The 12462-nt window shown below is 42.1% G+C and carries 8 protein-coding genes; all 8 read left to right on the forward strand.

The genetic code is table 11. The features are described 5' to 3' along the window. Positions 1–125: 125 nt before the first annotated feature. Positions 126–1883: a 2-oxoacid:acceptor oxidoreductase subunit alpha gene (locus tag AC2YHV_RS19455; RefSeq protein ID WP_487373869.1), complete on the forward strand. Its 1758-nt coding sequence runs from the start codon at positions 126–128 to the stop codon at positions 1881–1883. Continuing rightward, positions 1870–2736: a 2-oxoacid:ferredoxin oxidoreductase subunit beta gene (locus AC2YHV_RS19460; RefSeq protein ID WP_342604881.1), complete on the forward strand. Its 867-nt coding sequence runs from the start codon at positions 1870–1872 to the stop codon at positions 2734–2736. Before AC2YHV_RS19455 ends, AC2YHV_RS19460 begins: the two co-directional genes overlap by 14 nt. Before the next feature lie 605 nt (positions 2737–3341). After that, the gene (tdh, locus tag AC2YHV_RS19465) at positions 3342–4382 is read left to right on the forward strand and encodes an L-threonine 3-dehydrogenase (RefSeq protein WP_487373895.1); all 1041 of its coding nucleotides are present in this window, start codon (positions 3342–3344) and stop codon (positions 4380–4382) included. A gap of 343 nt (positions 4383–4725) precedes the next feature. After that, positions 4726–6270, forward strand: a complete 1545-nt coding sequence (gene miaB, locus AC2YHV_RS19470; RefSeq protein ID WP_048684706.1) for a tRNA (N6-isopentenyl adenosine(37)-C2)-methylthiotransferase MiaB — start codon at positions 4726–4728, stop codon at positions 6268–6270. Between the two features lies 1 nt (position 6271). Continuing rightward, the gene (locus AC2YHV_RS19475) at positions 6272–6700 is read left to right on the forward strand and encodes a YlbF/YmcA family competence regulator (RefSeq protein WP_034313499.1); all 429 of its coding nucleotides are present in this window, start codon (positions 6272–6274) and stop codon (positions 6698–6700) included. A 213-nt stretch (positions 6701–6913) separates the two neighbouring features. Then, entirely contained in the window at positions 6914–7453 is a 540-nt protein-coding gene (locus tag AC2YHV_RS19480; protein WP_057278378.1) for an outer spore coat protein CotE, read from the forward strand. A gap of 217 nt (positions 7454–7670) precedes the next feature. Continuing rightward, positions 7671–10295, forward strand: a complete 2625-nt coding sequence (gene mutS, locus AC2YHV_RS19485; protein WP_487373870.1) for a DNA mismatch repair protein MutS — start codon at positions 7671–7673, stop codon at positions 10293–10295. 22 nt (positions 10296–10317) lie between these two features. After that, positions 10318–12261, forward strand: coding sequence for a DNA mismatch repair endonuclease MutL (gene mutL / locus AC2YHV_RS19490; protein ID WP_487373871.1), 1944 nt, complete (start codon positions 10318–10320; stop codon positions 12259–12261). Positions 12262–12462: the final 201 nt, after the last annotated feature.

Below are 12462 nucleotides of genomic sequence, written 5' to 3' on the forward strand. Positions count from 1 at the left end.
CCGATAGAATTGAAAGCGTTTAGTACACCTTTCCTAAATTAGAACGATATTATACATAGTTGAATGTTCTAAGAGAGGTGCGGTTAAATGCATTTATATACGAACGTCCTAAAGGAGTGTAAGACATGATCAATCAACTTTCATGGAAAGTTGGCGGACAACAAGGTGAAGGTATTGAAAGTACAGGAGAAATATTCTGTATTGCCCTCAATCGCTTAGGTTATTACTTGTATGGCTACCGTCATTTCTCATCCCGAATCAAGGGTGGACACACGAATAACAAAATTCGTGTAAGTACTACGGAAACTCGTGCTATCTCTGATGATTTAGACATCTTAGTTGCTTTTGACCAAGAAACAATTGACGTCAATTATAAAGAATTACATGAGGGTGGCATCATAATTGCAGATGCAAAATTCAAACCTGTCTGCCCAGAAGATACAAAGGCAGAATTATATATTGTTCCTTTTACGGAAATAGCAGCCGAATTAGGAACATCATTAATGAAAAATATGGTTGCCATCGGTGCAACATGTGCTGTTCTCGGAATGGAAATCTCCGTATTCAACGATGTGGTTGATGAAATATTCGGCCGTAAAGGTGAAGAAATCGTTAAGAAGAATATGGATGCCATTACTGCCGGCTATAAGGCAATGGAAGTGTTGCTTGGAGAAAAACTGGGCGCCATGGAGCTGGAAAAGGCAGACGGCCAGAAACGAATGTTCATGATCGGAAACGATGCTATCGCTTTAGGCGCAGTTGCAGGAGGTTGCCGCTTCATGGCAGCTTACCCGATTACTCCGGCTTCGGAAATCATGGAATACTTAATTAAGAAACTTCCTCAATTTGGCGGGACGGTCATACAGACTGAAGATGAAATCGCGGCAGCTACAATGGCTATCGGTGCGAATTATGGCGGTGTACGTGCCATCACAGCTTCAGCTGGACCTGGGCTTTCCTTGAAAATGGAGGCGATAGGTTTAGCGGGCATTACCGAAACGCCAATTGTCATCGTCGATACTCAACGTGGCGGTCCATCTACGGGACTTCCTACAAAACAGGAGCAATCCGATTTAATGGCCATGATTTATGGTACACATGGTGAAATACCTAAAATCGTCATGGCTCCGAGTACTGTTGAGGAAGCTTTTTATGATACGGCAGAAGCATTCAACCTTGCAGAGGAATATCAATGTCCGGTTATCGTTTTATCCGACTTACAGCTATCATTAGGTAAACAGACGGTTCAGCCGCTTGATTACGGCAAAGTGGAGATAAGACGCGGAAAATTGGTTGACTTTGATATTGAAGAGCCAGAAAACAAATCTTACTTCAAGCGTTATGAAGTAACGGAAGACGGAGTCTCACCGCGGGTAGTGCCTGGTATGAAAAATGGAATTCACCATGTTACGGGTGTTGAACATGATGAAACGGGCAGACCTTCCGAGACGGCCTTGAATCGCAAATTGCAAATGGATAAACGGATGCGTAAGCTGAATAATTTAACTAACACATTCCAAACACCAGTATACAAAAACACACCGCATGAAGAAGCGGATTTATTAATTCTTGGTTTTAACTCAACACGCGGGACGATTGATGAAGCGATCGGCCGTTTAGAAACGGATGGAGTGAAAGTGAATCATGCGCAAATCCGCTTGATTCATCCTTTCCCAGCTGATGAAGTCCTTTCATTGGTGCAAAGTGCTAAGAAAGTAGTAGTTATTGAAAATAATGCGACTGGACAATTGGCTAATATTATCAAGATGAATGTCGGACATGTTAATAAAATTAAAAGCATCCTAAAATATGATGGCAACCCATTCCTCCCGCATGAAATTCACACACAATGCAAGGAGATGTTCGAATATGGCAACGTTTAAAGAGTTTCGGAATGATGTAAAACCTAACTGGTGTCCTGGCTGCGGAGATTTCTCCGTTCAGGCTGCCATGCAGCGTGCGGCAGCCAATGTGGGATTGGAGCCGGAGAATTTGGCCGTTGTTTCCGGTATCGGCTGTTCAGGGCGTATATCCGGTTACATCAAGTCATATGGTTTCCACGGCATCCATGGCCGCTCACTGCCAATTGCCCAAGGAGTAAAAATGGCCAACCGTGAATTGACCGTTATAGCTTCAGGCGGTGACGGAGATGGTTTTGCAATCGGGATGGGACACACCATCCATGCGATCCGCCGTAATATCGACATTACGTATATTGTCATGGATAACCAAATTTATGGATTGACTAAAGGCCAGACTTCTCCTAGATCAGCTGCTGGATTTAAAACGAAATCCACTCCAGAAGGATCAATAGAACAGGCTGTTTCACCTATGGAATTAGCATTGTCAGCTGGCGCTACGTTTGTGGCCCAAAGCTTTTCCACTGACTTGAAAGACCTGACGGCGATCATTGAAGCAGGGATAAACCATAAAGGATTCTCCTTTATCAATGTTTTCTCTCCTTGCGTAACATACAATAAGATCAATACGTATGATTGGTTTAAACAAAACTTAACTAAATTGAGCACAATTGAAGGCTATGATTCTTCAAATAAAGAACAGGCGATGCAGACTTTGATGCAGCATGACAGTCTTGTGACGGGGATCATTTATCAAGACTCTTCACGCCCTTCGTACCAGGAATTAGTGCCAGGGTATGCTGAAAAGGCGCTAAACAAATCAGATTTGACACTGGATCAAGCGCACTTTGATAAGCTTGTTGCTGAATTTATGTAAAAGTTAAAAGGTTCACCCCTTAAGATGGGGTGAACCTTTTTTGTGATTAACTGGAAAGCTCAGTAGAGAGAATCACTAGCCTCCCTGGATTAGCTTACCACCAACCGTTATTGCATCCACAGAAGAAATTGCAACGATTCCTTCTTCTGCAACAATTGTTATTGCGGTTGTGGTCCCGGTCTCTGTCCCGGTCTCTGTCCCGATCGCGGTCTCGATCGTGGTCCCGATCCCGGTCGCGGTCGCGCCTATTGCAGCCCCTCACAGCACGACAAAAATCGTCTGCGATTCTCTTGTTATCTCTGTCCCGATCTCTGTCCCGATCCCGATCTCGATCCCGATCATGATTATTGCATCCACATGACATATAAGTCACTCCTTCATTGTTTTTGTTTTTTGTTGTACAAGATATCTTATTCGAGAGCGGACAAGATGCTATAGAAACATGACCCATTTAACAAAAATGTACGAATGCCTAAAAATCATCATTATTAATGTGAAAAGGCCGGTACAAAAGTGATTATGGTATTTTTGTGATTGATTTTTCATATCTTTACATATTAAGGTAGATGAAAAAGCACAGCCCTATTTCAGGGGGAATGTACATGTTGAGAGGTAAAATGAAAGCGATCGTCAAACATCACCGAGGTTATGGGGCCCAATTACAAGTTGTCGATATACCGGACATTCGTGATGACGAGGTCTTGATTCGAGTGAAGATGACCTCGATCTGCGGAACGGATATTCATATTTTCACCTGGGATGAATGGTCACAAGGAAGGGTGAGCCCGCCATACGTATTTGGGCACGAATTTGCAGGGGAAGTAATCGAGTTAGGAGCAAGTGTCAGTAATGTTTCAGTTGGTGATTGTGTATCTGCCGAAACACATATTGTTTGCGGTACATGCAGGCAATGCTTAACCGGACAATTCCATATCTGTAAAAAAACAAACATTATCGGTGTGGATAAACAAGGGTGCTTTGCAGAGTACATAGCTCTGCCAGCCAAGAATTTATGGAAAAATCCAAGCGATTTGCCACTCGATATAGCTACCATCCAAGAACCGATGGGGAATGCCGTCCATTCAGTGCTAGCTGGCGAGGTGCTGGGTAAAACGGTGGCAATAATCGGTTGTGGTCCAATTGGGCTTATGGCGATTGCTGTAGCAAAGGCCGCGGGTGCTGATAAAGTAATCGCTCTTGATATTAATGATTATCGACTTCAGTTAGCCAAAAAGATGGGTGCCACACACCTCATTCATTCAATGAATCAGGATCCAGTGGAAATCACGAAAAGCATTACAAGTGGGGACGGGGTGGATGTTGTTTGTGAAATGAGCGGGAATCCAGCAGCTATCCAACAAGGGTTCAAGATGGCGACCAATGGTGGAAGAATATCCATTCTAAGTCTGCCTTCTAAGCCCGTCACGATTAATATAACAGAGGATATCGTATTCAAGGGTCTTACTGTCCAAGGGATAACGGGAAGGAAGATGTTTTCAACCTGGCAACAGGTTTCAAGTCTGCTTGAAAGTGGCAAGGTTGATGTAAAACCAATGATTACCCATCGGTTCTCACTCAGTGATTTTGAAAAGGGATTTGAACTGATGATCAAAGGCCAGTGTGGTAAGGTTCTCCTTATACCTTGAACACCTAAAAAGGTGGAAATTGCATGCTCTGCATTTGAAAAATAATGAAAGGGGAAAGCGTCATCCAAAAATGATAAGAAGAGGCTAAATTCGTCATAGCCTCTTCTTTCATGTTCTTATTTTCAATATTTGTGAAAAATTTCTTACAATTGAAGAAGCCACGACAGAATGATTGTTTCTTGCTGTTAAAAGCTTTATACTATGATAATGTGGATATATCACACTTAATAGCTAATATTTACTGGAAATTCTTAAGAAGGAATCCGTATAAATCCATTTGATTTATAGGTCTTGGAATAGTTGGTGAAAGAAATAAACTAACTATTTTGAAAGGAGATTAACTATGAACGAGAAACAACGATTAGAATCACAACAAGTACAGGCTGAGAATCCAGCGGACAAAAAATCCGAAAAGGACTTCAGTAAGTACTTTCAAGCCGTTTATATTCCGCCTTCCTTAAAGGATGCGAAAAAGCGGGGAAAAGAAGAAGTAGAATATCATGATGACTTTGCCATTCCTGAAGGTTTCCGCGGAATGGGAGAAGGTAAAAAGTTTTACATTCGCACTTTTGGCTGTCAAATGAACGAACATGATACAGAAGTCATGGCGGGCATCTTTATGGCACTTGGTTATCAGGCGACAGACTCGGTGGATGATGCTAACGTCATTTTACTTAACACTTGTGCGATTCGGGAAGGCGCAGAGAATAAAGTGTTCGGTGAATTGGGGCATTTGAAATCATTGAAATTGGAAAAGCCGGATCTACTGCTTGGGGTTTGCGGCTGTATGTCACAAGAGGAGACAGTTGTAAAGCGGATTCTAGAGAAGCACCATTTTGTAGATATGATTTTCGGAACGCATAACATCCACCGCCTGCCGCAAATTCTTAATGAAGCTTATCTTTCCAAGGAAATGGTCATTGAGGTTTGGTCTAAAGAAGGTGATGTAATCGAGAACCTTCCGAAAGTGCGTAAAGGAAAAACCAAGGCATGGGTCAATATCATGTATGGCTGCGATAAGTTTTGTACATACTGCATCGTACCGTATACGAGAGGGAAAGAAAGAAGCCGAAGGCCTGGAGATATCATCCAGGAAGTCCGTCATTTAGCGGCACAGGGTTACAAGGAAATAACCCTGCTTGGACAGAATGTGAATGCTTACGGTAAAGATTTTACGGATATCGATTATCGTTTCGGCGATTTGATGGATGAAATCCGCAAAATCGACATTCCGCGTATTCGTTTTACGACAAGCCATCCCCGTGATTTTGATGATCATTTGATTGAAGTACTGGCTAAAGGCGGAAATCTCGTTGACCATATCCATCTTCCAGTTCAATCGGGAAGTACGGAAACACTTAAAATCATGGCCCGTAAGTATACACGCGAACAATATTTAGAGCTAGTTAAAAAAATAAAGGAAGCTATCCCAAGTGCATCGCTAACTACGGACATCATTGTAGGTTATCCGAATGAAACGGAAGAGCACTTTGAAGAAACGATGTCATTATACCGTGAAGTTGGTTTCGATGCAGCATATACTTACATCTATTCACCACGTGAGGGAACACCGGCTGCGAAAATGCAGGATAATGTACCGATGGAAGTGAAAAAGGAACGTCTGCAACGCTTGAATGCCCTTGTAAATGAAACGTGCGCATTGAAAATGAAAGAGTATGATGGACAGATTGTTGAAGTGCTCGTTGAAGGCGAAAGCAAGAAGAATGCGGAAGTATTAGCAGGTTATACAACGAAAAATAAGCTCGTGAACTTCAAAGGACCAAAATCCGCTATTGGCAAAATCGTAAAAGTGAAAATCACCGGAACGAAAACATGGTCATTAAATGGGGATATGGTTGAAGAAGCAACGGCGATTGAGGTGGAGTAATATGACTAAATATACTAAAGATGACATTCTGAATAAAGCGGCCGAGCTTGCTGAAATGATCGCCAGCACGGAAGAAGTCGATTTCTTTAAACGGGCAGAAGCTCACATCAATGAAAATCAGAAAATCCGTGAAATGATCGCCAGCATCAAGAGTTTGCAAAAACAGGCTGTAAACTTCCAACATTACGGCAAAGAGAAAGCATACAGTCAAGTGCAGGCCAAAATTGATGCACTGGAAAAACAATTGGATGAACTTCCGATCGTGCAAGAATTCAAACAATCCCAAGTGGATGTAAATGATCTTTTACAAATGGTCTCATCACAGGTATCGAATAAGGTGACGGACCTGATTATTGAATCGACCGAAGGCGATGTCCTTCGCGGTGAGACAGGTTCACAGGTACAAGCAGGCGGCGGAAGCTGTTCATGAATATTAAAAAAGCCCTTCTGGTTTCAGAAGGGCTTTTTTAATATGCGGAAATCCTTATACAGTGCCCATTCGTGACACATATCCCAAAACATGCGCATAAAATAACCTAGGTTTAAAACATTACAGCAGTTTTCAAACAATTAAAATTCTACGCACAATAGACTTTTACCACGCATAGGATGAATGGAAACTGTATGAGGAGGGTTCGCTAGCATGTCACAATATAGAGAGATAATTACTAAAGCGGTGGTGGCAAAAGGACGTAAATTCACAAAGTCCTCTCACACCATTTGCCCGGCTCATCATCCTTCTAGCATTCTAGGTTGTTGGATCATCAACCATAAATACGATGCAAAGAAAGTCGGCAAAAAGGTAGAAATTCACGGCAGCTACGAAATCAACGTCTGGTATTCTTATAACCATAATTCGAAGACGGAAGTTGTAACTGAAAAAGTGCAATATACCGACGTTATTTCGCTGAAATACCGTGATCCCGATTATCTTGATGACCATGAAATCGCTGCAAAAGCTGTCCAACAGCCGAATTGTTTAGAAGCATGCATCTCCCCATGTGGACAAAAAATCATTGTCCATGTGGAAAGGGAATTCTTTGTGGAAGTCGTCGGCGAAACGAAAATTTGTGTCGCTGTAAGTCCAGATGGCCGCTGTGAGGATGACTGGGGCTCTGATTTCGATGATGAGGATTTCGAAGATTTAGATCCGGATTTCCTTGATGAATTCGAAGACGAATAGAATATAGAAATTAATACCGGATGACATTCCCTTCATCCGGTTTTATTTAATTTGAAGCGGGACAAGTCCCTATGGCTTTACAGATACAGCTAGCTTACAATGTAAAGGATAATTGATTTACCATGCAATTTCGAATACAGGCCATGTTGCATTTTCGTATGTTATAATGAAGGACATAAATGTGTAATAGATTTTAGTTTGGAAAGGTTTTGAAGGAATGGCTGGATATACTCCGATGATACAGCAATATTTAAAAATTAAGGCAGAGTATCAGGATGCCTTTTTATTTTTTCGTTTAGGCGATTTTTATGAAATGTTTTTTGATGATGCACTGAAGGCATCACAAGAGCTCGAAATCACATTAACGAGCCGAGAAGGCGGTAGTGAAGAGCGAATTCCGATGTGCGGCATTCCGTATCACTCGGCTGCTAATTATATTGATATATTGATAGAAAAAGGTTTTAAAGTAGCTATTTGTGAACAAACCGAAGATCCGAAGCAAGCCAAAGGTGTGGTACGCAGGGAAGTTGTCCAGCTGATTACCCCGGGAACGAAAATGGATAGTAAGGGTCTTCGTGAAAAGGAAAATAATTATATTGCCACCATCACTTATTTTACGGATGGTCAGTTTGGCTTTGGATACAATGATTTATCGACAGGGGAAAATAAGGTTACATTGATTGAGAGTTTCGAGGAAGTTCTGAATGAATTTGCCATCCTTGGTGCGAGTGAAGTGGTCATTGCCGAGGATTTCAATGAAGAATGGAAAAAAATGCTTCAAGAACGGGGCGCAGCCGCTCTATCCCTAGAGAGTAATTTGGTCCAGAGCGAGTCATTCGCTCCATTGCTGCATTTGTTAAAAGACCAGAAACTGGCGACAACGACCTCACGTTTATTGAATTATCTATACCGTACCCAAAAACGCAGCCTGGATCATTTACAGCCAGTGCTTGCATATGAAACATCACAATATATGAAAATTGATTATTATAGCAAACGTAATTTGGAATTAACTGAAACCATTCGTTCCAAAGGTAAAAAAGGCTCATTACTATGGCTGCTTGATGAAACAAAAACAGCCATGGGCGGAAGGATGTTGAAGCAATGGATTGATAGACCGCTCATTAATAAAAAACAGATCGAGCGGAGACAAAGCCTTGTTGAAACCCTGAAAAATCAATACTTCGAACGACAAGACTTACGTGAACGCCTGAAGGAAGTGTACGACTTGGAGCGGCTTGCCGGAAGGGTGGCCTTCGGGAATGTAAACGCTCGGGACTTGATTCAACTGAAACGTTCCTTGCAACAGGTGCCGGTCATTCGTGAAATCGTGAAGTCAATGGCTTCCAATCAGGATATTTCAATCCTGGCCGAAAAATTGGATCCTTGTGAAGAAGTGACGGATTTACTTGAAACGGCGCTTGTAGAAAACCCTCCATTGTCCGTGAAGGAAGGGAATATCATTCAGGATGGTTTCCATAAGGAGCTGGATACATACAGGGATGCCAGCAGAAACGGAAAAACTTGGATTGCACAGCTTGAACGCGAAGAGCGGGAACGCACCGGAATCAAATCCTTGAAAATCGGATATAATCGTGTATTTGGCTATTACATTGAAGTCACACGAGCAAATTTGCATCTGCTTGAAGAAGGCCGTTATGAACGGAAGCAGACTTTAACGAATGCCGAACGTTATATCACACCTGAATTGAAAGAAAAGGAAGCTTTGATTTTACAAGCAGAAGAAAAAAGCATCAGTTTGGAGTATGACTTATTCCTCAATCTTCGTGAAGAGGTCAAAAGCTATATCCCTCGCTTACAGGATTTGGCGAAAGGCGTCAGTGAACTGGATGTCCTGCAGTGCTTTGCGACGATTAGTGAAGAACGCCATTATGTGAAGCCTGTCTTTTCCGATGATCGAAGAATCGTACTGAAGGAAGGCAGGCATCCAGTGGTCGAGAAAGTCCTTCAATCACAGGAATATGTCCCCAATGACTGCTTTATGGATAGAGATCGGGAGTTACTCTTGATCACAGGGCCCAATATGTCGGGTAAAAGTACGTATATGCGTCAAATAGCGCTAACATCGATTTTAGCGCAAATTGGATGCTTCGTATCCGCAAGTATAGCTGAATTACCTATTTTTGATAAGGTATTTACCAGGATTGGCGCGGCAGATGATTTGATTTCCGGTCAAAGTACATTCATGGTCGAGATGCTTGAAGCAAGAAATGCCATGATGAATGCGACAGAAAACAGTTTGATATTATTTGATGAAATAGGCCGGGGAACATCAACTTATGATGGGATGGCGCTTGCTCAGGCCATCATTGAATATATTCATGAGGAAATTGGGGCAAAGACACTCTTTTCGACTCATTATCACGAATTGACTGTATTGGCAACGGAACTCCCAAAATTGAAAAATATCCATGTAAGTGCCATTGAGCAAAATGGAAATGTCGTTTTCCTTCATAAAATTAAAGAAGGGCCAGCAGATAAAAGCTATGGAATTCATGTGGCTAAGCTTGCTGATTTACCGGAGCAGTTAATAGATCGGGCGGCTGCTATTTTAGCCCAGCTAGAGAATGAAAATGGACAGGCAAAGGCGATTCCTGAACAGCCTGCTGCTGAAAAAGCATCTATTGCCGAAGCTGCCCCTGTTACATCCGTCAATGAGGCACAGCTTTCCTTCTTTGGAGAAGAAGCTCCTAAAGGAAGGGTGAATTCTTCACCAAAGGAAAAAAAGGTGCTGGATGACATAAAATCACTGGATATCCTTGAAATGACGCCGCTTGAGGCAATGAATACCCTTTATAAATTACAAAAGAAACTTAAATGAGAATTAAAGCGAGGCGATAAAAATGGGAAAAATCATACAGCTTGATGAGGCTTTATCTAATAAAATCGCAGCTGGCGAAGTTGTTGAACGCCCAGCCTCAGTCGTTAAGGAACTTGTGGAAAACGCAATAGATGCAAACAGTACCATTATAGAGATTGAATTGGTGGAGGCTGGACTTGGTTCCATTCGGATCGTGGATAATGGCGATGGGATTTTACCTGATGACATAGAAGCGGCATTTAAACGTCACGCCACTAGTAAAATTAAAGACGAAAATGATCTCTTCCGAATCCGAACACTTGGCTTCCGCGGTGAAGCCATGCCCAGTATTGCTTCAGTTTCCCGTTTTGAAATGAAAAGCAGCACTGGCGAAGGGGTAGGAACGCGCATACTTCTTGAAGGAGGCTTGGTTAAGGAACTTGAGGCTTCATCCAGCCGTAAAGGAACGGATATCCTGGTTTCCGACTTGTTTTTTAATACCCCTGCACGGTTAAAATATATGAAAACCATTCATACCGAGCTAGGAAATATTACGGATGTCGCTAACAGGCTCGCACTTTCACATCCGGATGTTTCTATACGGTTAACACACAATGAGAAGCGTATCCTCCATACGAATGGTAACGGTGATGTCAGGCAGGTGCTAGCGGCAATCTATGGTACGAATATTGCCAAAAAGATGATTCCGGTTCAGGCAAGCTCCTTGGATTTCAAATTATCCGGATATATCGTCATGCCCGAAATCACCCGGGCATCAAGGAATTACATTTCAACCATGATAAACGGGCGCTTCATTAAAAATTATGCGCTCGTGAAAGCAATCCTGGATGGGTATCATACACTTCTTCCAATTGGACGTTTTCCAATCGCTTTGCTGAATATCGAAATGGATCCGATTCTTGTCGATGTCAATGTACATCCGTCCAAAATGGAGGTAAGGCTCAGCAAGGAACAGGAATTGTACAGTCTTGTATCGGAAACGATTAAATCTTCGTTTAAAAAGATGTCTCTAATACCAAGTGGATATACACCAGCAGCAAAGCCGGAACAGGTGAAAAGTGAGCAAACCACTCTGGAATTGGATCATGTTGTGGAAAGCGGCAAGCGGGTCCTGGAAGAAGCCAAGAAAGAAGCTTCCCTCTTGAAGGATACCTTGATACGGGAAAAGCAGGAACAAAAGAATTACGTGGATCATAATGAAGATTTCAATCTTGAACCAATAAAGGAAATAATCTATAGCACTGAACAGCAGCAAATGGAAGATGTCTATGTACCGGTCTTACTAGATGATGAAAGCAAATCATCATATTTCGAGTCAGCTGAAAAGTTTACAACCTACACAGTCGAACAAGAGGAGGAAATCGAGGCGAATGAACCGGAAAGCCGCATCCCTCCGATGTACCCGATTGGGCAAATGCATGGAACATATATTTTCGCCCAAAACGAAAAGGGCTTGTATATCATAGACCAGCATGCTGCCCAGGAACGGATCAAATACGAATACTTTAAAGAAAAAGTCGGTCGGGTTGAAAACGAGCTACAGGATATGCTGGTCCCCATCACCCTTGAATTTTCAACGGACCAATGTATCCGGATAAATGAATATCGGAATGAGTTGGAAAAAGTCGGCGTCTTTTTAGAGGAGTTTGGCTATAATGCCTATATTGTCCGATCGCATCCACAATGGTTCCCTAAAGGAATTGAACAGGAAATCCTTGAGGAAATGATAGAACAATTGCTATCGATGAAAAAGGTCGACATCAAAAAATTGCGCGAAGAAGCAGCCATCATGATGAGCTGTAAAGCTTCCATAAAGGCAAACCGTCATCTGCGCAATGATGAAATCCAAGCACTACTGGATGAACTGAGGCGGACAACAGATCCCTTCACATGCCCTCATGGAAGACCTATCATCATCTCATATTCCATATATGAAATGGAAAAAATGTTCAAACGGATCATGTAATTAAAAGCAATGGAGAACCCTTATGTAATGGGGTTCTCCATTGCTTTTTTAGTTAAATGACCACATTTATTGGTCCTTGCTCTTTATTCCTAGAGCTTTTGAATGTGTTGAGTTGGGCAGTTCCTCCTGCCCAAATTACAGTATTTGTGTCAGTATTAGCTTCCCTTACTAATAATATGGGTAGTCCAAATTGAAAAGACA

This window comes from Peribacillus sp. SRI_006 (assembly GCF_057586375.1).

Bases quoted from the DNA above. Each gene is read 5' to 3' on its own strand.
- AC2YHV_RS19460 (WP_342604881.1), top strand. From the start codon at position 1,870: ATGGCAACGTTTAAAGAGTTTCGGAATGATGTAAAACCTAACTGGTGT.
- AC2YHV_RS19480 (WP_057278378.1), top strand. From the start codon at position 6,914: ATGTCACAATATAGAGAGATAATTACTAAAGCGGTGGTGGCAAAAGGA.
- AC2YHV_RS19455 (WP_487373869.1), top strand. From the start codon at position 126: ATGATCAATCAACTTTCATGGAAAGTTGGCGGACAACAAGGTGAAGGT.
- mutL (WP_487373871.1), top strand. From the start codon at position 10,318: ATGGGAAAAATCATACAGCTTGATGAGGCTTTATCTAATAAAATCGCA.
- mutS (WP_487373870.1), top strand. From the start codon at position 7,671: ATGGCTGGATATACTCCGATGATACAGCAATATTTAAAAATTAAGGCA.
- miaB (WP_048684706.1), top strand. From the start codon at position 4,726: ATGAACGAGAAACAACGATTAGAATCACAACAAGTACAGGCTGAGAAT.
- AC2YHV_RS19475 (WP_034313499.1), top strand. From the start codon at position 6,272: ATGACTAAATATACTAAAGATGACATTCTGAATAAAGCGGCCGAGCTT.